This is a genomic window from Streptomyces sp. CNQ085 (assembly GCF_022614595.1).
Classification (GTDB): Bacteria; Actinomycetota; Actinomycetes; order Streptomycetales; family Streptomycetaceae; genus Streptomyces.
Window position 1 is genome coordinate 23,340 of sequence record NZ_JAJFAU010000010.1, and the last position, 23,601, is coordinate 46,940.

24 protein-coding genes and 2 tRNA genes are annotated in these 23,601 nt (G+C 71.6%); 12 read left to right on the forward strand and 14 right to left on the reverse strand.

What is annotated here, in order from left to right; genetic code table 11:
* Positions 1 to 37: 37 nt before the first annotated feature.
* Complete coding sequence (locus LJ221_RS03735; protein ID WP_241713663.1) at positions 38 to 589, reverse strand: DNA-binding protein; 552 nt, start codon at positions 587 to 589, stop codon at positions 38 to 40.
* Between the two features lie 127 nt (positions 590 to 716).
* Here LJ221_RS03735 and LJ221_RS03740 point away from each other — a divergent pair.
* A tRNA-Ala gene (locus tag LJ221_RS03740) sits at positions 717 to 789 on the forward strand.
* A 122-nt stretch (positions 790 to 911) separates the two neighbouring features.
* On the opposite strand, the gene LJ221_RS03745 is transcribed toward LJ221_RS03740, so the two are convergent.
* Positions 912 to 1,568, reverse strand: a complete 657-nt coding sequence (locus tag LJ221_RS03745; RefSeq protein WP_374228369.1) for a DUF5324 family protein — start codon at positions 1,566 to 1,568, stop codon at positions 912 to 914.
* A 341-nt stretch (positions 1,569 to 1,909) separates the two neighbouring features.
* Between LJ221_RS03745 and LJ221_RS03750 the strand changes: the two genes are divergently transcribed.
* Both LJ221_RS03750 and LJ221_RS03755 read left to right on the forward strand, forming a co-directional pair.
* Positions 1,910 to 2,437 (forward strand): peptidylprolyl isomerase, encoded by a 528-nt coding sequence (locus tag LJ221_RS03750; RefSeq protein ID WP_241713665.1) that lies wholly within the window; start codon positions 1,910 to 1,912, stop codon positions 2,435 to 2,437.
* Positions 2,438 to 2,592: 155 nt separating this feature from the next.
* Entirely contained in the window at positions 2,593 to 3,483 is an 891-nt protein-coding gene (locus tag LJ221_RS03755) for a rhomboid family intramembrane serine protease (RefSeq protein ID WP_241713667.1), read from the forward strand.
* A 292-nt stretch (positions 3,484 to 3,775) separates the two neighbouring features.
* On the opposite strand, the gene crgA is transcribed toward LJ221_RS03755, so the two are convergent.
* Entirely contained in the window at positions 3,776 to 4,033 is a 258-nt protein-coding gene (gene crgA, locus LJ221_RS03760) for a cell division protein CrgA (RefSeq protein WP_241713669.1), read from the reverse strand.
* A gap of 166 nt (positions 4,034 to 4,199) precedes the next feature.
* Here crgA and LJ221_RS03765 point away from each other — a divergent pair, with 166 nt between their 5' ends.
* The 5 genes from LJ221_RS03765 to LJ221_RS03785 all read left to right on the forward strand — a co-directional run bounded on the left by LJ221_RS03765 (position 4,200) and on the right by LJ221_RS03785 (position 7,895).
* A complete protein-coding gene (locus tag LJ221_RS03765; protein WP_241713671.1) occupies positions 4,200 to 4,952 on the forward strand; it encodes a DUF881 domain-containing protein in 753 nt (250 codons plus the stop codon).
* 101 nt (positions 4,953 to 5,053) lie between these two features.
* On the forward strand, positions 5,054 to 5,239 hold the full coding sequence (locus LJ221_RS03770; protein ID WP_241713674.1) for a hypothetical protein: 186 nt from the start codon (positions 5,054 to 5,056) through the stop codon (positions 5,237 to 5,239).
* Positions 5,236 to 5,865: an aminodeoxychorismate/anthranilate synthase component II gene (locus tag LJ221_RS03775; protein WP_241713676.1), complete on the forward strand. Its 630-nt coding sequence runs from the start codon at positions 5,236 to 5,238 to the stop codon at positions 5,863 to 5,865. The genes LJ221_RS03770 and LJ221_RS03775 overlap by 4 nt, the downstream gene beginning before the upstream one ends.
* Positions 5,862 to 7,112 carry a class E sortase gene (locus LJ221_RS03780; protein ID WP_241713678.1) on the forward strand — a complete coding sequence of 417 codons (1,251 nt, stop codon included), beginning with the start codon at positions 5,862 to 5,864 and terminating at the stop codon, positions 7,110 to 7,112. Before LJ221_RS03775 ends, LJ221_RS03780 begins: the two co-directional genes overlap by 4 nt.
* A gap of 42 nt (positions 7,113 to 7,154) precedes the next feature.
* Positions 7,155 to 7,895 carry a class E sortase gene (locus tag LJ221_RS03785; RefSeq protein ID WP_241713680.1) on the forward strand — a complete coding sequence of 247 codons (741 nt, stop codon included), beginning with the start codon at positions 7,155 to 7,157 and terminating at the stop codon, positions 7,893 to 7,895.
* Between the two features lie 138 nt (positions 7,896 to 8,033).
* Here LJ221_RS03785 and pknB read toward each other — a convergent pair whose 3' ends face one another.
* The 6 genes from pknB to LJ221_RS03815 all read right to left on the reverse strand — a co-directional run bounded on the left by pknB (position 8,034) and on the right by LJ221_RS03815 (position 16,013).
* Complete coding sequence (pknB, locus tag LJ221_RS03790; RefSeq protein ID WP_241713682.1) at positions 8,034 to 10,031, reverse strand: Stk1 family PASTA domain-containing Ser/Thr kinase; 1,998 nt, start codon at positions 10,029 to 10,031, stop codon at positions 8,034 to 8,036.
* A 139-nt stretch (positions 10,032 to 10,170) separates the two neighbouring features.
* On the reverse strand, positions 10,171 to 11,631 hold the full coding sequence (locus LJ221_RS03795) for a penicillin-binding protein 2 (protein WP_241713684.1): 1,461 nt from the start codon (positions 11,629 to 11,631) through the stop codon (positions 10,171 to 10,173).
* A complete protein-coding gene (locus tag LJ221_RS03800; RefSeq protein WP_241713686.1) occupies positions 11,628 to 13,040 on the reverse strand; it encodes an FtsW/RodA/SpoVE family cell cycle protein in 1,413 nt (470 codons plus the stop codon). Before LJ221_RS03800 ends, LJ221_RS03795 begins: the two co-directional genes overlap by 4 nt.
* 13 nt (positions 13,041 to 13,053) lie before the next feature.
* The gene (locus tag LJ221_RS03805; protein WP_247719596.1) at positions 13,054 to 14,613 is read right to left on the reverse strand and encodes a Stp1/IreP family PP2C-type Ser/Thr phosphatase; all 1,560 of its coding nucleotides are present in this window, start codon (positions 14,611 to 14,613) and stop codon (positions 13,054 to 13,056) included.
* A gap of 70 nt (positions 14,614 to 14,683) precedes the next feature.
* Positions 14,684 to 15,184: an FHA domain-containing protein gene (locus LJ221_RS03810; RefSeq protein ID WP_241713690.1), complete on the reverse strand. Its 501-nt coding sequence runs from the start codon at positions 15,182 to 15,184 to the stop codon at positions 14,684 to 14,686.
* A 10-nt stretch (positions 15,185 to 15,194) separates the two neighbouring features.
* A complete protein-coding gene (locus tag LJ221_RS03815) occupies positions 15,195 to 16,013 on the reverse strand; it encodes a DUF3662 and FHA domain-containing protein (RefSeq protein WP_241713692.1) in 819 nt (272 codons plus the stop codon).
* 323 nt (positions 16,014 to 16,336) lie between these two features.
* Between LJ221_RS03815 and LJ221_RS03820 the strand changes: the two genes are divergently transcribed.
* The 4 genes from LJ221_RS03820 (at position 16,337) to LJ221_RS03835 (ending at position 19,781) form a co-directional block, all read left to right on the forward strand.
* Positions 16,337 to 16,420: transfer RNA gene (locus LJ221_RS03820), tRNA-Leu, on the forward strand.
* Between the two features lie 377 nt (positions 16,421 to 16,797).
* The gene (locus LJ221_RS03825; protein WP_374228370.1) at positions 16,798 to 18,201 is read left to right on the forward strand and encodes a DUF2252 domain-containing protein; all 1,404 of its coding nucleotides are present in this window, start codon (positions 16,798 to 16,800) and stop codon (positions 18,199 to 18,201) included.
* Between the two features lie 187 nt (positions 18,202 to 18,388).
* The gene (locus tag LJ221_RS03830; protein WP_374228371.1) at positions 18,389 to 19,342 is read left to right on the forward strand and encodes a hypothetical protein; all 954 of its coding nucleotides are present in this window, start codon (positions 18,389 to 18,391) and stop codon (positions 19,340 to 19,342) included.
* Positions 19,343 to 19,439: 97 nt separating this feature from the next.
* On the forward strand, positions 19,440 to 19,781 hold the full coding sequence (locus tag LJ221_RS03835) for a rhodanese-like domain-containing protein (RefSeq protein ID WP_241713696.1): 342 nt from the start codon (positions 19,440 to 19,442) through the stop codon (positions 19,779 to 19,781).
* A 179-nt stretch (positions 19,782 to 19,960) separates the two neighbouring features.
* On the opposite strand, the gene LJ221_RS03840 is transcribed toward LJ221_RS03835, so the two are convergent.
* From LJ221_RS03840 to paaA, 5 genes are read right to left on the reverse strand one after another with little or no spacing between them, the layout of a single operon-like run.
* Entirely contained in the window at positions 19,961 to 21,028 is a 1,068-nt protein-coding gene (locus tag LJ221_RS03840; RefSeq protein ID WP_241713697.1) for a 2Fe-2S iron-sulfur cluster-binding protein, read from the reverse strand.
* Positions 21,025 to 21,597 carry a 1,2-phenylacetyl-CoA epoxidase subunit PaaD gene (gene paaD, locus LJ221_RS03845; protein ID WP_374228372.1) on the reverse strand — a complete coding sequence of 191 codons (573 nt, stop codon included), beginning with the start codon at positions 21,595 to 21,597 and terminating at the stop codon, positions 21,025 to 21,027. The genes LJ221_RS03840 and paaD overlap by 4 nt, the downstream gene beginning before the upstream one ends.
* A complete protein-coding gene (paaC, locus tag LJ221_RS03850; RefSeq protein WP_241713700.1) occupies positions 21,591 to 22,313 on the reverse strand; it encodes a 1,2-phenylacetyl-CoA epoxidase subunit PaaC in 723 nt (240 codons plus the stop codon). Before paaC ends, paaD begins: the two co-directional genes overlap by 7 nt.
* A complete protein-coding gene (gene paaB, locus LJ221_RS03855) occupies positions 22,310 to 22,597 on the reverse strand; it encodes a 1,2-phenylacetyl-CoA epoxidase subunit PaaB (RefSeq protein ID WP_093851005.1) in 288 nt (95 codons plus the stop codon). Before paaB ends, paaC begins: the two co-directional genes overlap by 4 nt.
* Positions 22,594 to 23,580, reverse strand: a complete 987-nt coding sequence (paaA, locus tag LJ221_RS03860; RefSeq protein ID WP_241713701.1) for a 1,2-phenylacetyl-CoA epoxidase subunit PaaA — start codon at positions 23,578 to 23,580, stop codon at positions 22,594 to 22,596. Before paaA ends, paaB begins: the two co-directional genes overlap by 4 nt.
* Positions 23,581 to 23,601: the final 21 nt, after the last annotated feature.

Below are 23,601 nucleotides of genomic sequence, written 5' to 3' on the forward strand. Positions count from 1 at the left end.
CTGCCCGCCGGTCGCCTGCCCCGTCGTCGCCGTCGTCTCAGGCTTGGTGTGCCTCGTAGTGCCGGACCGCGTCGGCGGTCTTGCCCGCCCCGTACACCCGCAGGAACTCTGCCAGCTCCGGGTGGCTTCCGGCGAGGGAGTCGGAGGCATCGATGATGTCGGCGGCGTCCGCGACCGAGCGCAGCAGCGCCTGGATCTCGCGCACGACGCGCTTGACGGTCGTGGTCTGGCCGCCGGAGGGGGTGACATGGGTGGAGGAGGTCAGCACGTTGCCGCCCGCGGTACGGCGGATCTCGTCCATGCGCTGGGTGGCCTCGGCCGCGGTCACGGTGCCCTTGCTGACGTCAGCGGCCAGTTCCTGCAGCGCCTGTACCCGCTGGACGACGGCGGGGTTGCCGATCTTCGCCCGCTGGCCGCTCATCAGCTGGGAGAGCATGGGGGCGGACAGGCCGAGCACCGTGGCCAGCCGCGCCTGGTTGAGGCCGAGGTCGTCGATGAGCCGGCGGAAGAGGGTGCCCAGCGGTTCGCCGTACCACTGGCTCTGCAGTTCCCTCGCCCTGGCGGTCGCCTCCTGCTGTGCTGCGTCCATCGCTCTCCCCTGTCTCCCCGTGTCCGCTTCGCTGGAGCGAACTTTCGGAGCATCCTACGGAGGCGGCGCGCTTGGAGCGATACCCGGTCGGAAGCAACCCCGGGCATTGGGTACTCTGTTCCCTGGCGGGGCTTTAGCTCAGTTGGTAGAGCGCTGTCTTTGCATGGCAGATGTCAGGGGTTCGACTCCCCTAAGCTCCACACCACGCAGGCCCGGTGCCGCGGAACCCAGGGTTCCGCGGCACCGGGCCTGTCGCGTGCCGTGCGGCTCGCGCGGCGGCGGACGGACCGCACGCCGGGAGGGAGGGCGACCGCCGGCGCCCTCAGCGCTCCTCGTCCGACGGTGCGGCCTCGGAGGAGGAGCCCTGGGTGTCGGTCCGGGCGGCGGTCGCTCCGGCCTTCGGCTCGGCGGATCCGGTCCCCTCCATGACGGCCGCGTCCTCGCCGACCTCGGTGGCGGCCGGGGGCTCGACCAGCCAGTCGGGGCTGGACTGCTTCTCCCACCACTTCCAGACGGCCGCCGCGCCGCCGGCGACGACACCGGCCACCATCAGCCGCTTGAACGTCCGGGCCCTGCGTGCCCGGCGGGCGTTGCGCCGCGCGAGCTTGCGGATGTCCTGGGCGGTCAGCTCACCGCGCAGCGCGGCGACAGCCGCGGTGGAGCGGGCCACCGCCGCCTCCCGGACCGGGCCGGCAGCGGCGCAGGCGGCCTCGACGCGGGGGGCCACGTACTCGCCCGCCGTACGAGCGGCCTCGCGGGTGCGGTGGGCGGCCCGGGCGGCGGCCATGTCGACCGCGGGGGGCAGGGTCTCGCGGGCCTGCTCCAGCCGCGGCGCGACACGGGCGGCGTACTGTCCGCGCACCGTGGACCGGGCCTGTCCGGCCGCGAGGGCCACCTTCGGCGCCACCACTTCAGCGGCGTGCCGCACGGTCTCCCTCGTGTTGTCGGTCGCGCTGCGCACGCTGTCCATGCGGGTCACGGGATCTCCTCCTCATCGGTGGCGTGTGTCTTCCGCCTTCCACCCATGCTGGAGATCATGCCTTCACAATGGTGTCGAGGCATGCCTCAACGGGCATACGGGCTATGCCGTATTCGCTCCTTTTCCGGCTTCTGTGTTCCTTCGCCGTCTTTTCGGTGTCACCCTCTGCGTCACCCCGGCGTCCTCTCGGTCCGGTCCCGCTCGCCGCCGTGCTCCCGCGGCTCCCCCGGCCGCGGGGGCACGGAAGCCCCGCGCCCCGTCCGGCGCACCCCGCAGGACGGCACCGGGGGTCCGGCTGTGCGAGGATCGGGGGGTCCGAAAGTGCAGACGGAAGGCAGACCGTGGCCGAGCAGCTCTACGCCACCCTGAAGACCAACCAGGGCGACATCACCATCCGGCTCTTCCCGGACCATGCGCCGAAGACGGTCAGGAACTTCGTCGAACTCGCCGAGGGCAAGCGCGAGTGGACTCACCCGGCCACCGGGAAGAAGTCCACGGACCGGCTGTACGACGGCACGGTCTTCCACCGGGTGATCAGCGGCTTCATGATCCAGGGCGGAGACCCGCTGGGCAACGGCACCGGTGGCCCGGGCTACGAGTTCGGCGACGAGTTCCACCCCGACCTGGCCTTCAACAAGCCGTACCTGCTGGCGATGGCCAACGCCGGCCCGGGCACCAACGGGTCGCAGTTCTTCGTCACCGTCTCCCCGACGGCCTGGCTGACCGGCAAGCACACCATCTTCGGCGAGGTCGCCGACGAGGCGGGGCAGCGGGTCGTGGACGCCATCGCGAGCACCCAGACCAACCAGCGCACCGACCGTCCGCTGCAGGACGTGGTGATCGAGTCGGTGGTCGTCGAGAAGCGCTGACGAGCGCTGACAGGCACCGGGGGACGCCGCCCGACGGGAACCCGCCGCCTTCTCCGTCCGTAGGACGGAGGGGCGGTGTTCTCCGTCCCCGTGGGTATGCCACGACCGTGGGCGGGGGCGTGTCGTGTCCGTCGTGAGGGGGCGTTGAGGTGGCCATGGAGGACCAGCAGGACGGGGCGCGGCCCGCGATGCCGCGCTGCTACCGGCACCCGGACCGGGAGACCGGCATCTCCTGTGCCCGCTGTGACCGGCCGATCTGCCCCGAGTGCATGATCCCGGCCTCGGTCGGCTACCAGTGCCCCGAGTGCGTGCGCGGCGGCTCCGGCGGGGAACGCTCCGCGGGCGACGCCCGGCCGCGCACCCTGGCGGGCGGCACCGTCGCGGCCGACCAGCGCCTGGTCACCAAGGTGCTGGTGGGGATCAACGTGGCGGTGTTCTTCGCGGTCCTCGCGGCCGACGACCGTTCGCTGCTCGGCGCGCTGACGATGCTGGGGTACGCCTACGATCCGGCGGCGGCCGACTGGGCCGGAGTCGCGGACGGCGAGTGGTACCGCATGCTGACCTCCGCCTTCCTGCACCAGGAGATCTGGCACATCGGCTTCAACATGCTGGCGCTGTGGTGGCTCGGCCCGCAGCTGGAGGCTGCGCTGGGCCGCTGGCGGTTCCTGGGACTGTATCTGCTGTCCGCGCTGGGCGGCAGCGCGCTGACGTATCTGCTCGCCGCGCAGAACCAGGAGTCGCTGGGCGCCTCGGGCGCGATCTACGGGCTGTTCGGTGCCACCGCCGTGCTGATGCGGCGGATGCGGTACGACATGCGTCCCATCCTGGTGCTGCTGGCGATCAACCTGTTCATCACCTTCAGGTTCTCGGGCATCGCCTGGGAGGCCCACATCGGCGGCCTGGTGGTGGGCGCGGCGATCGCCTACGCGATGGTGCACGCCCCGCGTGCCCGGCGCGCGCCGGTGCAGTACGCGGCCATGGCCGCGGTGCTGCTGGTGATCGCGGTCGTCTGCGTAGTCCGTACGGTGGAGCTGCTCGGCCGCTGACCGGCTGCCGCCGAGCGCTGCACGCGGAGCTGTGGCCAGAGGTTATCCACAGCAGGTGACCGATCTTGTGCATGGTGTGGGAAGCCGCGGGTACAGACACCCGGGCGCCTGTGCACATGCGTGTTTCCCCAGGGAGACGGGGGCTGATCCCATGTACCTACCGGGGGTCACCAGTCATAACAACAGACAGGCTGGAAAAGTTATCCACAGATCTTCTGAAGTTTTCCCAGGGCTGTGGAAGACCTGTGGATAACGCTGCCGCGGGGCGTACTCGCCCTGGTTGTGACAGTGGCTACTTCCACTGCGTGGAGACGACGAACCCCGCCGCGATGAAGCCGAAGCCCACCACGATGTTCCAGTTGCCGATCGACTGGACCGGCAGATCGCCCGTCGTCACATAGAAGACGACGATCCATGCGAGTCCGATCAGGAACAGCGCCAGCATCAGCGGTGCGACCCAGCTGCGCCCCGAGGTGAGGCTGATGTTCGCGGCCTTCTTCGCCGGCGGCGGCGTGAACTCGTCCTTCTTGCGGATCCGTGACTTCGGCACGAGGGACTCTCCTGTCGATGCGCTGCGTGACCGCGCGGGCCTGTTCGTGATGGCCCTTCCCCGGCGGCCGGAGTCCGGTCCGGGATCCGGAGGGAGGCCGGGGAGGGGACGATTCCTGGTTCCGCTAGCGTAGTACCTCCGCGCGCTGGAGGGAGACAAGGGTAAGGTGACCAATTCCCGCTTCCGGCCCGTCCGGCTCGCCACGGCGGGCGTCTTCGCCCTCGCCGGCTTCCTCTTCTGGATCAGCTTCAACACCGCCCAGGGCATCGACCTGCGCACCGATGACTCGATGCTGCGGCTGTCCGACCTCATCGAGGACCGCAGCGACGACATCGGGGCGCTGCACGAGTCCGTGGGATCCCTGCGCCGGGAGGTGGACGCCCTCGCCCGGCGCGACAGCGGCGGAACGGAGGCCGAGAAACGCGCGTTCGAGGAACTGGAGCGGGCCGCGGGGATGGAGAAGCTCTCCGGCTCCGGTCTCACCGTCACCCTCGACGACGCCCCGCCCGACGCCACCGCCCGCACGCCCGGCCTCCCCGACCCCCAGCCCAACGACCTCGTCGTCCACCAGCAGGACCTCCAGGCCGTGGTCAACGCGCTGTGGGCGGGCGGGGCCGAGGGCATGAAGGTCATGGACCAGCGACTGGTCTCCACCAGCGCGGTGCGCTGTGTGGGCAACACCCTGATCCTCCAGGGGCGCCTGTACTCCCCGCCGTACACCGTCACCGCCGTCGGCGACCCCGACCGGATGCGCGAGGCGCTGGAGGACGCACCCGCCGTCCGCGGCTACCGCGAGTACGTCGACGCCTACGGCCTGGGCTGGTCGGTCGACGAGCACGACGCGGTGACCCTCCCCGGCTACTCGGGCACGGTCGACCTGACCCGGAGCGCACCGGTGGACGAGGCGGCCGACGGCTGAAGCCGGGGTGGGCTGCGACGCATTGCGGGGCTTGAGCCCCCCGGCGCGCCCGCGTACCCGTACCCTGGTTGCGCGAGTAACAGAAGGGACGGCTACACGGCATGTACGGCTGGATCTGGCGGCATCTGCCGGGCAACACGCTCGTACGGGGGCTGCTCTCGTTCGCGCTGGCCCTGGCGGCCGTCTACGTGCTCTTCCAGCACGTCTTCCCCTGGGCGGAGCCGCTGCTCCCGTTCAGCGACGTGACGGTCGACGAGGGCCGGGCCGGAACGGGGCGGGAACGATGAGCGCGCGCGTCCTGGTCGTCGACAACTACGACAGCTTCGTCTTCAACCTCGTCCAGTACCTCCACCAGCTCGGCGCCGAGTGCGAGGTGCTCCGCAACGACGAGGTCCGCCCCGAGCACGCCGGGGACTCCTTCGACGGGGTACTGCTCTCCCCCGGGCCGGGCACGCCCGAGGAGGCCGGCGTCTGCGTCGAGATGGTCCGGCACTGCGCCGCGACCGGTGTGCCGGTCTTCGGCGTCTGCCTGGGCATGCAGTCCATGGCTGTGGCGTACGGCGGCGTGGTGGACCGGGCGCCGGAACTGCTGCACGGCAAGACATCGCCGGTCAGCCATGGCGACGGTGGCGTCTTCGCCGGACTCCCCTCCCCCTTCACCGCCACCCGCTACCATTCACTCGCCGTCGAGCCCGCCACCGTCCCGGCGGAGCTGGAGGTCACCGCGTGGACGGAGACGGGCGTGGTCATGGGGCTGCGTCACCGCGAACTGCCGGTGGAGGGCGTGCAGTTCCATCCCGAGTCGGTGCTCACGGAGTGGGGCCACCGGATGCTCGCCAACTGGCTCGCGGAGTGCGGTGACACCGGCGCCGTGGAGCGCTCGCGGGGCTTGGCCCCCGTGGTCGGGGCGTGACGGCCCTGCGTCCGGAGGGCACCCACGGGGCTGACCCGCTCCCCGGGCGCCACCGGGCCGGCCCGCCCGCCGACGCCCCTGCCGATCCCTACGCCGAGCAGGTGGGGCACGCCGAGCAGCAGGCCTTCGAGGCCGCGGTGGCGCGGCTCGCCGACCCGCTGAACGATCCGCTGCCGGGACGGGAGCCGATACCGGTACGGGGGGAGGAGCGGCCGGAGACGGACGCGCCCCCCTACACCGAACCCCGTGCCGAGCCGTACGCGCCCGGTGCCGACCGGCGCGTGCGGGCGTACCGACGACCCGTCGTCCCCAAACCCGCGCCCGTCCCCGACGACGAGACGATGACGCTGCGGCAGGCGTGCCTCCCGGCGGACGAGACGATGACGCTGCGCCGGGTGGAGGCCGTGCGCCCGGTACCGGGCGGGGAGCCGCCCGTTCCCGCTCCAGCCCCGGAGCCCGTCCCCGAGCCCGTGACCGAGCCCGTGACCGAATCCGCGCCGGGGACCGACGTGCCCCCGCCCGGCGGCCGCGCCGCGCGCCGGCGAGCGGCGCGGGCGAGCCGCGAGAGCCCGATGGTGGTCGCCAGCCGGGTCGTCGGCGAACTGTTCATCACCCTCGGTGTGGTGATGCTGCTGTTCGTGTCCTACCAGCTGTGGTGGACGAACGTGATCGCGGACCGCCAGGCGGGCAACGAGGCGAAGAAGCTGGAGCAGCGGTGGGGCGAGAAGGGGGACGGGGAGAGCCGCGACCCCGGGGCCTTCTCCGCCGGCGAGGGATTCGCGATCATGCACATCCCCAAGCTGGACGTCAAGGTGCCCGTCGCCGAGGGCGTGGACGAGGGCGGCGTCCTCGACCGGGGCATGGTCGGCCACTACGGCGAGGAACCCCTGAAGACGGCGATGCCCTGGGACGAGAAGGGCAACTTCGCGGTGGCCGGGCACCGCAACACCCACGGCGAGCCCTTCCGCTACATCAACAAGCTCGACCCGGGCGACCCGATCGTGGTGGAGACCGAGGACACCTACTACGTCTACGAGATGGCCAGCCGTCTCGACTCCACCCTGCCCTCGAACGTCGGCGTCATCGACCCCGTACCCGGGGAGTCGGGGTTCACCGAGCCGGGCCGGTACATCACCCTGACCACCTGCACGCCCGAGTTCACCTCGAAGTACCGGATGATCGTCTGGGGGAAGCTGGCCGAGGAGCGTCCGCGCAGCGAGGGGAAGCCGGACTCCCTCGTCCGATAGCCTGCGCGCAGGAACTGCGGAGGGGAAGGGGCGGTGCGTCGGGTGGCAGCGATCGACCAGGACAACGGTTCGCGGACGGATCAGCCGCGCGCACCACGCCGCGGGCGCTCCCGGGCCGCCTCCGCCGTCAGCCTGCTGGGCGAGCTGCTGGTCACCTTCGGTGTGCTGCTGGGCCTCTTCGTCGCCTACTCGCTGTGGTGGACGAACGTGGTCGCCAACCGCGAGGCCGAGCGCGACGGCAACGAGGTGCGCGAGAGCTGGGCGGAGGACGGGCCGGACGGCGGGGGGAAGAAGGAGTACGAGGGCGGGGACGGTGTCGGCTTCCTCCATGTGCCGTCGATGGGCGGCGAGGTGCTGATCAAGAAGGGCACCGACACCGAGGAACTGAACAAGGGCGTCGCCGGCTACTACACCGAGCCCGTGAAGGCCACCCCGCCCTGGGAGGGCGAGGGCAACTTCTCGCTGGCCGCGCACCGCGACGGCCACGGCGCCAAGTTCCACGACATCCACAGGATCGACGAGGGCGACCCGATCGTGGTGGAGACCGAGGACACCTGGTACGTCTACAAGGTCTACGAGACGCTCCCCAGGACCTCCAAGTACAACGTCGACGTGCTGGCGGACATCCCCGGGGAGTCGGGGTTCACCGAGCCCGGCCGGTACATCACCCTGACCACCTGCACTCCCGTCCTCACCTCCGACTACCGCTACATCGTCTGGGGCGAGCTGGTGCGCACCGAGAAGGTGGACGAGCGGCGCACCCCGCCGGAGGAGCTGCGCTGACCGGTACGCGCCGGCCGCCGCGCGTACCGCCCGCACCGCCGCCCCGCCCGGGAGCGGATGTCCGAGGGCCCCGACCGGAAGCGACCGGCCGGGGCCCTCGGACGTATCCCGCACACGTGCGGCGGGCGTCCGGCGGGATCAGTCGTCCCCGCCGGTCATCCCCTCGATGAAACCGCCGCCACCGCCCGGCCTGCCGTCCCCGCCGCCGAAGGTGCGCACGGTGACCGTCTCGCCCTTCTTGAGCTGGGTGCCAGCGGGCGGGTCGGTGGTGAGGACGACGGCGTCGCCGTCGTCAGGGCCCGCCACGTTGACGTTGAACCCGGCGCCCCGGAGCGTCTTGCGGGCATCCTTGAGCGGTGTGCCCGCCGCGATGGCCGGGACGGCCACCTGCTCCTCCGCCGGCGCCTTGGCCACGATCAGGGTGATGGCGGTGTCCGCCTCCACCTTCTGGTTCCCCTCCGGGTCCTGTTTGAGGACCGTGTTCGGAGGCTGCTCGCCGTTCTCCTGCTCGGCACGCGAGATGTTGGTGAAGCCCGCGTCCTGCAACTGCTTCCTGGCCGCCTCGAAGTCCTGCCCGACGACGGGCGGCAGAGTCGGCCGCGGGTCCTCCGTGGCCACCGTGATGGTGACGGTGGCGCCCGGCTCGGCGCTCTCGCCACTGCCCGGGTCCTGCTCGGTGACGGTGCCGGCCGGCTGCTCCGAGACCTCGGTCTCGCGCTTGACCTCGAAGCCCGCGTCCCTCAGCTCCTGCTCGGCGTCGTCCGCCGTCTCGCCGATGACGTCCGGGACCTCGACCTCGCTGGGGCCCTTGGACATGATCAGGGTGACCGTCTCACCCTCCTCGACCTCGGTGTCGGCCGCCGGGTCGGTCCTGCAGACGGTGCCCTCCTTCTCCTCGCAGAACTCGTCAGGGCCCTTGGCCACCTCGATTCTGGAATTGGTGGCCTTCCGCTGGGCCTCCTCGAGGGTGTCCCCGATCATGTTCGGCACCGTCGGGTTGTTGGCCGTGGGACTGGAGATTACCTTGCCGATGAAGACCGCGCCGATCAGCACCAGGATGCCGCCGAGGACCAGCAAGGCCGTGGAGAGCCGGTTGCGGCTCCCGCCGCCGCGCCGCCGGTCGGGCCGCTCGTCGTAGCCGTAGCCGCCGTCGTCCTCGCGCATCGGCGGCAGCATCGAGGTCTGGGCGGACGCCGGGGCCGCGGCGCGCAGCGCGGCGGTGGGCTGGTCGTCGGGGTGGTAGCCGCCGCCCGCGCCGTAGGCGGCCGCCCCCATGGCCGCGGCGGCGCCGACCGGCTGGCCGTCGAGGGCCGCCTCGATGTCGGCGCGCATCTCGTCGGCGGACTGGTAGCGGTAGTCCGGGTCCTTGACCAGCGCCTTGAGGACGATGGCGTCCATCTCGGACGTGATCTCGGGGTCGAAGGAGCTGGGCTGCTGCGGCTCCTCGCGCACGTGCTGGTACGCCACCGCGACGGGGGAGTCCCCGACGAACGGGGGCCGCACCGTCAGCAGCTCGTACAGCAGGCAGCCGGTGGAGTACAGGTCGGAGCGGGCGTCGACCGTCTCGCCCTTGGCCTGCTCCGGGGAGAGGTACTGGGCGGTGCCGATGACGGCGGCGGTCTGGGTCATGGTCATGCCGGAGTCGCCCATGGCGCGGGCGATGCCGAAGTCCATCACCTTGACCTGCCCGGTGCGCGTCAGCATGACGTTCGCGGGCTTGATGTCGCGGTGGACGATGCCGTTGCGGTGCGAGTACTCCAGCGCCTGGAGGATGCCGACGCACATCTCCAGGGAGCGCTCGGGCAGCAGCTTGCGCCCGGAGTGCAGCAGCTCGCGCAGGGTTGAGCCGTCCACGTACTCCATGACGATGTACGGGATGGAGATCCCGTCGACGTAGTCCTCACCGGTGTCGTAGACGGCGACGATCGCCGGGTGGTTGAGCGAGGCGGCGGACTGGGCCTCACGGCGGAAACGGGCCTGGAACGTGGGGTCGCGCGCGAGGTCCACCCGGAGGGTCTTCACCGCGACGGTGCGGCCCAGGCGGGTGTCGTGGGCGAGGTAGACCTCGGCCATACCACCCCGGCCGAGCACCGAGCCCAGCTCGTACCGGCCGCCGAGGCGACGCGGCTCTTCCATAGTCTCCAGCCCTCTCCGTGCGTCCTGACCGTCTCCCTGCGCGGTCCGGCGGTGCTGCTCGGCCATACGGTACCCGGACCGGGCGGCGGGCCGGGATGCGACCACTGATGTGACCACCGGAGTGACCGGCGCCCTCCGGTCACCTACTGCCGTCGAGAGCCGCCTCCATCATGGCCTTGGCCACCGGGGCGGCCAGCTTGCTGCCCGCGATGTCGTCGCGGAGGACGTCGGCGCTCTCGACGATGACCGCGACGGCGACCGGGGTCGAGTCGTCGGAGGTCTTGGCGTAGGAGATGAACCAGGCGTACGGGTTCTTCTCGTTGTTCTCGCCGTGCTGCGCGGTGCCGGTCTTGCCGCCCACTGTGACGCCGTCGATCTGCGCGGGGGTTCCCGTGCCCTCCTCGACGACCGTCTCCATCATCCGCTGGAGCTGCTGCGCGGTCTCGCCCGAGACCGCCTGCCCCATCTCCCGGGGCTTGTGCTCCTCGACGACGCTGAGGCTCGGCGCGATGAGCTGGTCCATCATGTACGGCTCCATCATCCTGCCGTCGTTGGCGACGGTGGCGGCGACCATGGCCATCTGGAGCGGGGTGGCGCGGTTGGACGCCTGGCCGATGCCGGCCATGGCGTTCTGCGAGTCGATGTCCTCGGGGTAGACGGATTCGGCGGTGCGGACCGGGACGAAGTGCTCCTGGCCGAAGCCGAACTTCTCGGAGTACTCGATCATCTTCTCGTTGGTCACTTCGTGACTGATCTTGGCGAAGACGGTGTTGCACGACCACTGCATGGCCACCCGCAGCGAGGCGTTCTCACAGGGGTGGTCGCCGTCGTTGACCATGTCGGTCCTGGTGCCGGGCAGCTGGTACGGGTCCGGGGAGTCGGTCTTCTCGTCGATGCTCTCGTACAGACCGCTCTCCAGCGCCGCGGCGGCGGTGACGACCTTGAACGTCGAGCCGGGCGGGTAGGTCTCACGCAGCGCCCGGTTGAGCAGCGGCTTGTCCTCGTCGTCCAGCAGGGCGTTCCACTTCTCGGCGTCCTTGGAGGAGCTTCCCGCGAAGGAGGAGGGGTCGTAGGAGGGGGTGCTGACCAGACCCAGGATCGCGCCCGTCTCGGGGTTGATCGCGACGGCCGCGCCCTTCTTGTCGCCCATGGCCTCGAACCCGGCCTTCTGGACGTCGGCGTCCAGCGTCGTGACGACGTTGCCGCCCTTCTGGTCCTCGCCGGTGAGCATGTCGATGGTCTGGTTGAAGAACAGCCGGTCGTCGTCGCCGGTGAGGATGCCGTCGTGGATGCCCTCGAGCTGGGTGGCGCCGAAGGCCTGGGAGGCGTAGCCGGTCACCGGGGCCCAGATCTCGCCGTCCTTGTACGTCCGCTTGTACTTGAAGTCGGTGCCCTCGGTCTTCTTGGAACCGGTGACGGCCTTGCCGTCGACGATGATGTCGCCGCGCGGCTGGGCGTACCGGTCGATGGCGACGCGGCGGTTGTGCTTGTCGTTCTGCAGGTCGTCGGCCTGGGCGAACTGAAGCCAGTTGGCTCTGACCATCAGGGCGACCATCAGCAGACCGCAGAAGATGGCGATACGGCGCAGCGGCTTGTTCACGATCGGACCACCTGGGTCATCTCGGCGTCGGGTGAGGGCGCTGGGGCGGGCGCGGGCCGCCGGGCGGTGTCACTGATCTTCAGCAGGATCGCGACCAGCGCCCAGTTGGAGATCACCGACGAGCCGCCCTGCGCGAGGAAGGGCATGGTCATACCGGTCAGCGGGATCAGGGCCATCACACCGCCGGCCACCACGAAGACCTGGATGGCGAAGGCCGCGGACAGCCCGACGGCCAGCAGCTTGCCGAACGGGTCGCGGGCGGCCAGTGCGGTGCGGATGCCGCGCTCGACGAGCAGCCCGTACAGCAGCACGAACGCCATGACGCCGGCCAGACCCAGCTCCTCGCCGACGGTGGCGAAGATGTAGTCGCTCTTGGTGGCGAAGCCGATCAGGTCGGAGTCGCCCTGGCCCAGTCCGGTGCCGAGGATCCCGCCCGCGCCGAAGGCCCACAGGGCCTGTGCGGGCTGGTTGGGTCTGCCGGTCTCGCGGACGACGTGGAAGGGGTCGAGCCAGTCCTGCACACGGCTCTGGACGTGGGGCTCGAAGCTGGCCACGGCCACCGCGCCGACGACGGCCAGGGTGAGACCGAAGAGGATCCAGCTGGTGCGCTCGGTGGCCACGTAGAGCATCACGACGAAGAGGCCGAAGAAGAGCAGCGAGGTGCCCAGGTCGGTCTCGAAGACCAGGATGAGCACGCTCAGGGCCCAGATCACCAGGATCGGGCCGAGGTCGCGGCCGCGCGGCAGGTACAGGCCCAGGAAGCGGCGGCTGGCCAGCGCCAGGGCGTCCCGCTTGACCATCAGGTAGCCGGCGAAGAAGACCGCGATGATGATCTTGGCGAACTCGCCCGGCTGGATGGACATCCCGCCGATGGTGATCCAGATCTTCGCGCCGTAGACCGCCGGGAAGAACATCGGCAGGATCAGCAGGACCAGCGCCACGACCATGGAGATGTAGGTGTAGCGCTGCAGGATGCGGTGGTCCCGGAGGAAGACCAGCACCGCGAGGAAGAGCGCTATGCCCAGCGCGGACCACATCAGCTGGTTGGGGGCGGCGGAGCCCTCCCCGAGCCGTGCGAGTTTCTCCGACTGGTCGAGCCGCCAGATCAGGACCAGGCCCAGCCCGTTGAGGAGCGTGGCGATCGGCAGCATCAGCGGGTCGGCGTACGGCGCGAACCTGCGCACCACGAGGTGGGCCACGCCGGCCATCAGGCCGAGGCCGAGGCCGTAGCCGAGCATGCCCGCGGGCATCTCGTCGTTGATGGCCAGGCCCACGTTGGCGTAGGCGAACACCGGGATCAGCACGGCGAAGACGAGCATCGCCAGTTCGGTGTTGCGGCGGCTGGGCAGACCTCCGGAGGAGATCGTCGTGTTGCTGCCGGTGGTCCCGGTGGCGTGACTGGTGCTCATGGTGTGCGGCCCCCTATGACGTGGTGCACTGCTTGGCGAGCCTCTGCTGCTCCTCCGGAAGGGCGGGGCCGGGAGTGGGAGCGGTCGGGCTCGTGACGCTTGCGGTGGCGGCGGAGTCGAGGGAGTCGGTGGAGGAGGCGGCCGGGGCGGGGGAGCCGGACGGCTCGGAGCGCTCGCCGGCTCCGGCGCCGTCGCGGGCGGAGCCGCTCTCGTCGGCCTTTCCGGCCTCCGCCTCCGCGCGCTCCTTCTCCCTGCGCTGGGCGGCGACGATCTCGCAGACCTCGGCCTGCTCCGCCAGCTTCTCCAGCCGGTTCTCCGCCTGGGCGAGGCTGTCCATGGAGATCCCGGCCTCGACCTCGTTGCGCTGGTAGGTCGGAAGGTACCTGAGCTCGACCGGGGAACTCCGCTCGACCTCGCTCAGCCTGATCCAGGCCAGCTTCTGGCTGATACCGCGGTAGATCGCGACGCGGTCGCCGTCGGCTCCGACGTAGAACTGGGTCTGGGTCCATCTGTGGGCACCGTACAGGCCGCCGCCGATCAGACCGAGGACGAGCAGGGCGAGGAAGATCCGCTTCAGCCACCTGAACCGCTTGCGCGGCTTGGCGGAATCGCCCTCGGCGTAGGCGCCGAACGCTCCCGCGGGCGGGGCGGCGTCACCGCTGCCGGGCGGGCCGAAGCTTCCCTGCGGCCCCTCGGGCGACTGCTGCTGGGGCACGCCGCCGCGGCCGAGTTCGGCGGCGCGGGCGGCGGGGGTACGGGGAGCGCCGCCGTCGCCCAGCTGCTGCTGGCTCTCGGCGACGGCGCCGACGATGACCGGGGTGTCGTTGAGCCGGCCGGCGAGGGTTTCGTCGCCGACGTCCAGGACGTCCGCGACGATGCAGGTGATGTTGTCGGGGCCGCCGCCGCGCAGGGCGAGCTGGATCAGCTCCTGTACGGTCTCGTGGGGATCCTGGTGGGCGGCGAGGGTCTCCTCCATCGTCTGGTGGCTGACGACGCCGGACAGGCCGTCGGAGCACAGCAGGTAGCGGTCACCGGCCCGTACCTCGCGGATGGACAGATCTGGCTCCACGTGGTCGCCGCTGCCCAGCGCGCGCATCAGCAGGGAGCGCTGCGGGTGGGTGGTGGCCTCCTCCTCGGTGATCCGGCCCTCGTCCACCAGTCGCTGGACCCAGGTGTGGTCCTGGGTGATCTGGGTGAGCCGGCCGTCGCGCAGCAGGTACGCGCGGGAGTCCCCGACGTGCACCAGGCCGAGCCGCCGGCCCGTCCACAACAGGGCGGTGAGCGTGGTGCCCATGCCCTCCAGATGGGAGTCCTCCTCGACCATGACGCGCAGCTGCTCGTTGGCGCGCTGCACCGTGGTGCCCAGCGAGGTGAGCAGGTCGGAGCCGGGGACGTCGTCGTCCAGCTGCACGAGGATCGAGATCACCTCTGAGCTGGCGACCTCGCCGGCGGCCTGGCCGCCCATCCCGTCGGCGATCGCGAGCAGCCGCGGACCGGCGTAACCGGAGTCCTCGTTGCCCTCGCGGATCATGCCTCTGTGCGATCCGGCGGCGAAGCGCAGTGACAGACTCATGCGCACCTCGCCCGTCGGCTCCGGGTACATCCGCACGGTGCCCACCCTCCGGTCGTCATGGTCGCGTTCACTACTTCCGCAGCTCGATGACCGTCTTGCCGATGCGGATCGGCGCACCGGGCGGGACCGGGGTCGGTGTGGTGAGCCGGGTCCGGTCCAGGTACGTGCCGTTGGTGGAGCCCAGATCCTCGACGATCCACTGGCCGTCGCGGTCCGGGTAGATCCTGGCGTGACGGCTGGAGGCGTAGTCGTCGTCCAGCACGATCGTCGAGTCGTGGGCCCGGCCCAGCGTGATGGTCTGGCCCTGGAGGGCCACGGTGGTGCCGGTGAGCGACCCCTCGGAGACCACCAGCTTGGTCGGGGCGCCGCGGCGCCGACCCCCGCCGCGGGCCGCCTGCTGCGGGGCCTGGCGTGGCTGGGGAGGACGCTGGGCCTCGGCGCGGCGGGCCGCGCGCTGGGTCACGCGGGTGCCGAAGAGGTCGCTCCTGATGACCTGCACGGTCACGATGACGAACAGCCACAGTACGGCGAGAAAACCCAACCGCATGACCGTCAGGGTCAGCTCTGACATTGCCCCCGCTTCACCCTTCGGCTTGCCGGTAAATGATCGTGGTGCTGCCCACGACGATGCGTGAGCCGTCGCGGAGCGTAGCGCGCGTGGTGTGCTGTCCGTCCACCACGATGCCGTTGGTGGAGCCCAGGTCCTGGACCGTCGCCGGATCTCCGGTCCGGATCTCGCAGTGGCGCCGCGATACGCCGGGGTCGTCGATCCGCACGTCGGTCTCGGTGGAGCGGCCCAGCACCATGGTGGGACGGGAGATCTGGTGACGGGTGCCGTTGATCTCGATCCAGCGGCGGGTCCGGTCGTGCGGCGCCGGAGAGCCGGGGGCCTGGCCGGGAGGCGGTCCGGCCGGCATGGGCGGCGGCCCGGCCGGGCGCTGTGGCGGGTACCCGTAACCGCCGGGGGCGCCGGGGGCGCCGGGGGCGTTTCCGGGGGGCGGTGCGCCGTGCGGGGACTGGGAGGTGCTGGAGGCGAGGGTGCGGCTGCGTACCCGGTACAGGCCGGTGTCGAGGTCGTCGGCTCGCTCCAGGCCGACCTTGACCGAGCCCATGAAGGTGTAGCGCTGCTGCTTGGCGTACTCGCGCACCATGCCGGCCAGCTCGTCGCCGAGCTGGCCGGAGTAGGGGCTGAGGCGCTCGAAGTCCGGAGCGCTGAGCTGGACGATGAAGTCGTTGGGAACGACCGTCCGCTCCCGGTTCCAGATGGTGGCGTTGTTGTCGCACTCGCGCTGGAGGGCGCCGGCGATCTCGACAGGCTGCACCTCGGACTTGAACACCTTGGCGAAGGTGCCGTTGACGAGACCCTCGAGACGCTGCTCGAAGCGCTTCAGAACTCCCACGGTGCACCTCCTTCCCCGATGCTCACGGCTCTAGCGCGCCGGTCGCGGTCGCGCACGACGCGTTGCCTTCCGATACTGCTTACTGATCGTATCCACGCGCGGGGTGAACGGCTGGTTCCCCACCGGGGTCCGGCGCGCGGGTGTCAACCCTCACACGGATCGTAGAGGTGGCACGGGGCCAGTGTCCCAAACCGCGGTCGGTCGATACGGGTGTGAGACCACCCCGGACAGCGTGCTAATGTTCTGTGTGTCGCCAGGCGATCCCGCCAAACCGGAGAAGAACACTCCGGTGAGTGCGGGAGGATCAAAGCGGAGACACCCATGCGCGGGTGGCGGAATAGGCAGACGCGCTGGATTCAGGTTCCAGTGCCCGAAAGGGCGTGGGGGTTCAACTCCCCCCTCGCGCACAGAGAGCGAGCCTCTCACTATGACGAAAGTCATAGTGAGAGGCTCGCTTGATTTTCCGGTTCCGGGCCGTCCGGGGCCGCTCCGAGTTCCGCCTCCGCCCGGCGGGACCGGCGCAGTTCCTCCAGGTCGTGGCGGAGCCGTTCGCCGGTCCTCCGACCGACGGGGAGATCCGCGCCCTGCTCGGGGCGCGCGGACGGCGGACGCCCGGTGGAGACCGGGCACGCGGACGTGACCGGGCGCGCGGACGGCGGGGCGCGGGTTCCGGTCGTCCCGGCACTGCCCGGGACCGGGATCGGGAGGTACCTTCGAACCCGCTGATCGTCGCGGTCGGCGCGGGGCGGCCCGGCCGGCGCCGACCGCTGGTAAGTCGCAGGGGGTGGGGGCCGTGGACGAGCGGCTGCCGTATGTGCCGGGTTTCGCGGACCGCCGGAGTGCGCGGGAGCCGAAGCGGGAGGGCAGGGCGCTGCGTGAGGCGGTGCCCAGGCACGCCCACGCGGAGTTCTCCGTGAGCCCGGGGCGGCCGGACGCGGTGACGGCGGTGGAGGAGGCCAACCGGGGCCGGATCGCGGAGCTGGTACCGCTCCGGGTCGGCCGGATGGTCGCCTCGCCCTTCGCGTTCCTGCGCGGCTCCGCCGGGCTGATGGCGTACGACCTGGCGCACGGCACGCCCGCCACCGGTGTCGGCGCGCAGATCTGCGGCGACGCGCACGCCGCGAACTTCGGCCTCTACGGCGACGCCCGCGGCGGTCTGACCATCGACCTCAACGACTTCGACGAAACCGTGCACGGCCCCTGGGAGTGGGATCTCAAGCGGCTGGCCGCCTCCCTGGTGCTCGCCGGGCGCGAGGCGGGGGCGGACGAGGACGTGTGCCGGACGGCGGCCCGCGACGCGGCCGGCGCGTACCGTCACACCCTGCGGCTGCTGGCGAGGATGCCGGCGGCCGACGCCTGGAACGCCGTCGCCGACGAGGAACTCGTCTCGCACGCCGACGCCCACGATCTGCTGGGCACTCTGCGGAGGGTCGCGGAGAAGGCCCGGCGCAACACCAGTGCGCGCTTCGCCGCCAAGTCCACCCGGGAAACCGCCGACGGCGGCGGCCGGGTCTTCGTGGACGCCCCGCCGGTGCTGCGCAGGGCTTCCGACGAGGAGGCGGCGGCCGTGGCCGTCTCGCTGGAGGAGTACCTGGGGACGCTGCCGGAGGACCGGCTGCCGCTGCTGGCGCGGTACGCGATCCACGACGTGGCGTTCCGGGTCGTGGGAACGGGCAGTGTGGGAACGCGCTCGTACGTGGTGCTGCTCCTGGACCACCGGGGCAAGCCGCTGGTGCTCCAGGTGAAGGAGGCGCGGACGTCGGTGCTGCGGCCGTACACGGCCCTGGCGGGCCTGGCCGAACCGGAGCCGGAGCACGAGGGGCGCCGGGTGGTGCTGGGGCAGCAGCGCATGCAGGTGGTGTCCGACACCCTGCTGGGCTGGACGACCCTGGAGGGGCGGCCGTACCAGGTGCGGCAGTTCCGCAACCGCAAGGGCAGCGTGGACCCGGCGGCGCTGGGCGCCGGCGAGATCGACGACTACGCGCGGATGACCGGGGCCCTGCTGGCCCGCGCGCACTCCCACAGCGCCGATCCGCGGCTGCTGGCGGGATACTGCGGCAAGTCGGAGGAACTGGACGAGGCGGTGGCCGCCTTCGCGGTGGCCTATGCCGACCGCACCGAGAAGGACCACGCGGAGCTGGCGGTCGCGGTGCGCACCGGGCGGCTGCCGGCCGAGCGGGAGGTGTGAGGACGGCCCGCGCGGGGAGACGGGCCCCTGGCGGAGGCCGGGGTGTGATGCCCGGGCCCGGGGAGCCGTAGGCTGGCCGGGTGGCGCGGCCGTCCGGCCGGGAACCCTTCCCGGTGGCCGTGGCGCGAATCCCGGTCAGGGTCTCGGTCAGGGCCGGGCGCAGTATAACGCCGTCGCAAGGAAGCCCGTGGATCCGGAAGCCCAGCAGGAAGCCCGGCAGGCCGGGCATGAGCCGTACAACGCGCCGGAGGCCGTCCCGAGCAAGGGCGGCCCGAGTACGGACGGGGAAGCCGTCGATCGTCTGGAGCGGGCCGTACGCGCGGCCGAGTGGGCGCTGATCGAGTACGAGATCGCCGTGGAGACCTTCCGGGTCGAGGTGGAGAACTTCTCCCGGCTGCACGAGCAGCGGCTCGGTCCGCTGTACGGCCGGATCGAGGAGCTGGACGTCCTGATCGCCGAGGCGGTGGCCGCGTGCTCCGGCGACCCCGAGGATCTGCGCAGGGCGCGGGAGGCACGCGCCTCCTTCCTGCCGATGCCGGCTGTGGAGGAGCTGTACCAGGGGTGGATGGACTCCGCCGGGCTGCCGCCGGAGGCCGTCGCGATGCTCACCGGGCAGCGGGTGCGGCCCCCGGAGCGGGTGCGGCCCAGTGAGCGGGCCAGGCGCCTGTACCGGGAACTGGTGCGCTCGGCGCATCCGGACCTGGTGCAGGACGAAGCCGAACGCGGGCGGCGCGAGGAGTTCATGACCCGGGCCAACAAGGCCTACTCCGACGGGGACGAGGAGGCGCTCGCCGCGCTGGCCGAGGAGTGGGCCGCCGGGCCGCCGACCGTGGAGGAGCGGGAGGCTGCCCGCGGTGAGGAGCTGTACGCGCGCCTGGAGTGGCTGGCGCGGCGCAAGGAGACGCTGGCCGCGGCCGCGGCGGAGCTGGAGGAGGGCGCGATCGGCTCCATGCTCAGGCTGGCACCCGACGATCCGGACGGCCTGCTGGAAGAGATCGCCGGGCGGCTGCACGAGCGGATCGCCGGGAAGGAGGCACGTCTGGCCGAGCTGACCGGCCGGATGGGCCGGGCAGGGTATGCGGGGCAGGTGGACGAGGCGGGCCGGGCGGGCCGGGCGGAGGAGCCCGGACGGGCGGGTTAGGTTCGTGGGCGGCCGGCCGGACCGGCGGCCGGAGTGTTGTACGGAGCATTGTGAGACGGCGCCGGAGGGCCGGGGCCTGCGAGAGGGGCGTGACCTGATGCAGTACGGCCGGATTCCTTCGGTGGATGTCACGGCGGTGCCGCCGGAGGGCCTTCTGCTGGATGTCCGGGAGGACGACGAGTGGGCGGCCGGACACGCCGAGGAGGCTCTGCACGTGCCGATGAGCGAGTTCGTGGAGCGGTTCGGGGAGGTGACCGGGGAGGCCGCGGAACGGCGGGTTTACGTGGTCTGCCGGGTCGGCGGCCGGTCGGCGCAGGTCACGCGGTACCTGCTGGGGCAGGGCGTCGACGCGGTGAACGTCGACGGAGGCATGCTGGCCTGGGAGGCGGCCGGGAAGCCGCTGGTGAACGACGGGCAGGGACCCGCGCACGTGGCGTGAGGCGTGCGTGGGACCCGGCACGGAGCGTGCTGTCGCGGTGTGTGGCGTGCGGCGTGTGACGCGAGCTGTGCGCGGGGGCCCGGCGCGGGACGGGGTCGGAGCGCGCCGCGCCCCCGGCCGTGCGGAAGCCGGTTGTGCGCATGACCGTGGGCCGTACCGCCTGAAGTGCTCCGCAGCTCTCAGGCGTCGAAGTCCACCTCGACCGCTTCGGTGACCGGCCGGGACTGGCAGGCCAGTACGTACCCCGCCGAGACCTCCTCCGGCTCCAGGGCGAAGTTGCGGTCCATGCTCACCTCACCGGACACCAGCCGCACGCGGCAGGTGCCGCACACCCCGCCCTTGCAGGCATAGGGCGCGTCGGAGCGGTTGCGCAGCACCGTCTCCAGCAGCGTCTCGCCCTCACCGGCCGGCCAGACGCCCATCCGGCCGTCGAGCGTGGCGGTGAGCTTCGAGCCGCCGGGCGCGCTTCGGGCGGCGGTCCGCTTCTCCGCGGCCGGGGAGGCGTCGTCCACATGGAAGATCTCCTGGTGGACCGCGGCGGCGGGCACTCCGAGCGCGGCCAGCGCGCGCTCCGACTCCCGGACCAGCCCGTGCGGCCCGCACAGGAACCAGCCGTCCACGTCGGGCAACGGCAGCAGGGCCGGCAGCAGGTCGGCGAGGCGCTCGGCGTCGAGCCGTCCGGTGGGCAGGCCCGCCTGGCGCTCCTCGCGGGAGAGCGTGTGCACCAGGTGGAAGCGGTCCGGGTGGCGGTCCTTGAGCTCGGCGACCTCCTCCAGGAACATCGCCGAAGCCGTGGTGCGGTCGGTGCGGATCAGGCAGAACCGGGCCTTCGGCTCCTCGGCCAGCAGCGTGGCGGCGATGGACAGCACCGGTGTGATGCCGCTGCCGCCGACGACCGCCGCGAAGCGGCCGGGCCGGGGACGCAGAGTGAAACGGCCCGTCGGGGGCATCACGTCGACCGTGTCCCCGGCGGACAGCTCTTTGAAGGCGTGAGTGGAGAACGCGCCGCCCTCCACCAGCCGGATGCCGACCCGCAGTGCCGGCTCGGCGGGAGCGAGGACGGCGGGGGAGCAGACGGAGTAGGTGCGGCGGACCTCCGCGCCGTCCAGTTCGAGCCGCAGCGTGACGTGCTGGCCCGGGACGTGGCGGAAGGTGTCGTGCAGTTCGGGCGGCACCTCGAACGCCACGGTCACCGAGTCGTCCGTGAGCCGCTCGACCTCGCGTGTCCGGAGCGGATGGAACCTCATAGCAGCTCCTTGAAGTGGTCGAACGGCTCCCGGCAGGAGGTGCAGCGGCGCAGCGCCTTGCAGGCGGTGGAGGAGAAGCGGCTGAGCAGGGTGGTGTCGGTCGAACCGCAGTGGGGGCAGCGGATGGCCAGATTCACCGCGACGGGCCCGCCGCTCCCGGAGGCATCCGCACCCGCGCCCGCGCTCCCACCCGTACCGGGCCGGGGCGGGGCTATCCCGAACTCGGCCAGCTTACGGCGGCCCTCGGCGGTGATCGCGTCCGTCGTCCAGGGCGGGGAGAGAACCGTGCGGACCGTCACCTCCGCCACGCCGTGCTCGCGCAGCGCCCGCTCCACATCGGCGGACATCGCCTCCATTGCCGGGCAGCCGGTGTAAGTGGGGGTCAGTTCGACCTCCACCCGGCCGGGAGCGAGCAGATGCAGACCGCGCAGCACCCCCAGCTCGGCCAGGGAGACCACGAGCAACTCCGGGTCCGGCACGGAGCCGGCGATCCCCCGCAGCTCCGCCTCAAGCGCCGTCGCCTCCGTCTCCGCCGTCGCCTCTGTCGCTTCCGCCGGGGGCGTCACCACGACGCTCCCGGGTGGCTGCGGTGCAGGTGCTGCATCTCGGCGAGCATCCGGCCGAAGGGCTCGGTGTGGACACCCTGCCGCCCGGCGCCGGCGGCCCAGGGACTGCTCCGCGACCCCCCGGGGACGGCGAGGGACGCGCGCTCCAGCACGGCGGTGATACGCCGTGCCCACTCTTCGTCCATCCCGGCCCAGTCGATGTCCAGGCCCTCCACGGGCCGGAACAGCTCGCCGGTGTAGCGCCACAGCCCTTCCAGCGCGTCCTTCACGCGCTTGTGGCTCACCTCGGTGCCGTCTCCCAGGCGCAGCGTCCAGTGCTCGGCGTGGTCGCGGTGGTAGGCGACCTCCTTGACCGCCTTGGCGGCCAGCGCGGCGAGATCCGTATCGTCGGTACCGCCGCCGGCCAGCCGCTCGTACAGCAGCTCCTGGTAGGCGGAGAAGTACAGCTGTCGGGCGATGGTGTGGGCGAAGTCGCCGTTCGGCTGCTCGACGAGCTGCACGTTGGTGAAGGCGCGCTCCTCGCGGAGGTACGCCAGCTCGTCCTCGTCGCCGGCCATCGACAGCAGAGTGCGGGCCTGGCCCAGGAGGTCCAGCGCGATGTTGGCGAGGGCGACCTCCTCCTCCAGGACGGGGGCGTTCCCGGCCCACTCCCCCAGCCGGTGGGAGAGGACCAGTGCGTCGTCGCCGAGGGCCAGCAGGGCCGTACGGGGAGCGCTCACAGGTGCCGCACCCCTTCCGGAACCTCGTAGAAGGTGGGGTGGCGGTAGGGCTTGTCGGCTGCGGGCTCGAAGAACGGGTCCTTCTCGTCGGGCGAGGAAGCGGTGACCGCTGACGACGGCACCACCCAGATCGAGACACCCTCCGACCGCCGGGTGTACAGGTCCCGCGCGTTGCGCAGGGCCATCTCGGCGTCGGGGGCGTGCAGGCTCCCGGCGTGGGTGTGGGACAGGCCGCGCCTGCTGCGGACGAAGACCTCCCACAGGGGCCATTCGCTGGTGGTCATGCCGCCGTCCTTCCGTCGCCGTCCCGCTCGCTGTGCTTGCGGGCGTATGCCGCGGCGGCCTCGCGCACCCAGGCACCCTCCTCGTGGGCGCGGCGGCGCCGGTCCAGCCGCTGCTTGTTACAGGGGCCGTTGCCGCGCAGCACCTCGTGGAACTCGGACCAGTCGATCGGCCCGAAGTCGTAGTGCCCGCGCTCCTCGTTCCACCGCAGTTCGGGGTCGGGCAGGGTCAGGCCGAGGGACTCGGCCTGGGGGACGCAGATGTCCACGAAGCGCCGGCGCAGCTCGTCGTTGGAGTGCCGTTTGATCTTCCAGGCCATCGACCGGGCGGAGTGCTTCGATGCGTCGTCGGGCGGACCGAACATCATCAGCGACGGCCACCACCAGCGGTCCACGGCGTCCTGCGCCATGGCGTGCTGGGCCTCGGTGCCCCGGCTCAGCGCCAGCAGCAGCTCGTACCCCTGACGCTGGTGGAAGGACTCCTCCTTGCAGACGCGGACCATGGCCCGGGCGTACGGTCCGTAGGAGCAGCGGCACAGCGGCACCTGGTTGGTGATGGCCGCGCCGTCCACCAGCCAGCCGATCGCGCCGACGTCGGCCCAGGTCAGCGTGGGGTAGTTGAAGATCGAGGAGTACTTCTGGCGCCCGGAGTGCAGTTTGTCCAGCAGCTCCTCACGACTGGCGCCGAGTGTCTCGGCGGCGCTGTAGAGGTACAGCCCGTGCCCCGCCTCGTCCTGCACCTTCGCCATCAGGATCGCCTTGCGGCGCAGCGAGGGCGCCCGTGTGATCCAGTTGGCCTCCGGCTGCATGCCGATGATCTCGGAGTGGGCGTGCTGGGCGATCTGGCGCACCAGCGTGGCGCGGTAGGCGTCGGGCATCCAGTCGCGCGGCTCGATCCGCTCGTCCGCCGCGATCGCCGCGTCGAACGCCTCCTCGTGCGCCCCGGGACCTCCGCCCCGGTCCGTCTCCGGCAGCAGCGTCGTCATGCAGAGCTCCCTTGCTCCTGG

What these genes read in the sequence shown, in the direction of transcription:
- LJ221_RS03735 (WP_241713663.1), bottom strand. Translation starts at nt 589, where the DNA reads ATGGACGCAGCACAGCAGGAGGCGACCGCCAGGGCGAGGGAACTGCAG.
- LJ221_RS03755 (WP_241713667.1), top strand. Translation starts at nt 2,593, where the DNA reads ATGGAGGACCAGCAGGACGGGGCGCGGCCCGCGATGCCGCGCTGCTAC.
- LJ221_RS03770 (WP_241713674.1), top strand. Translation starts at nt 5,054, where the DNA reads ATGTACGGCTGGATCTGGCGGCATCTGCCGGGCAACACGCTCGTACGG.
- LJ221_RS03775 (WP_241713676.1), top strand. Translation starts at nt 5,236, where the DNA reads ATGAGCGCGCGCGTCCTGGTCGTCGACAACTACGACAGCTTCGTCTTC.
- pknB (WP_241713682.1), bottom strand. Translation starts at nt 10,031, where the DNA reads ATGGAAGAGCCGCGTCGCCTCGGCGGCCGGTACGAGCTGGGCTCGGTG.
- LJ221_RS03800 (WP_241713686.1), bottom strand. Translation starts at nt 13,040, where the DNA reads ATGAGCACCAGTCACGCCACCGGGACCACCGGCAGCAACACGACGATC.
- LJ221_RS03805 (WP_247719596.1), bottom strand. Translation starts at nt 14,613, where the DNA reads ATGAGTCTGTCACTGCGCTTCGCCGCCGGATCGCACAGAGGCATGATC.
- LJ221_RS03810 (WP_241713690.1), bottom strand. Translation starts at nt 15,184, where the DNA reads ATGTCAGAGCTGACCCTGACGGTCATGCGGTTGGGTTTTCTCGCCGTA.
- LJ221_RS03835 (WP_241713696.1), top strand. Translation starts at nt 19,440, where the DNA reads ATGCAGTACGGCCGGATTCCTTCGGTGGATGTCACGGCGGTGCCGCCG.
- LJ221_RS03840 (WP_241713697.1), bottom strand. Translation starts at nt 21,028, where the DNA reads ATGAGGTTCCATCCGCTCCGGACACGCGAGGTCGAGCGGCTCACGGAC.
- paaB (WP_093851005.1), bottom strand. Translation starts at nt 22,597, where the DNA reads ATGACCACCAGCGAATGGCCCCTGTGGGAGGTCTTCGTCCGCAGCAGG.
- paaA (WP_241713701.1), bottom strand. Translation starts at nt 23,580, where the DNA reads ATGACGACGCTGCTGCCGGAGACGGACCGGGGCGGAGGTCCCGGGGCG.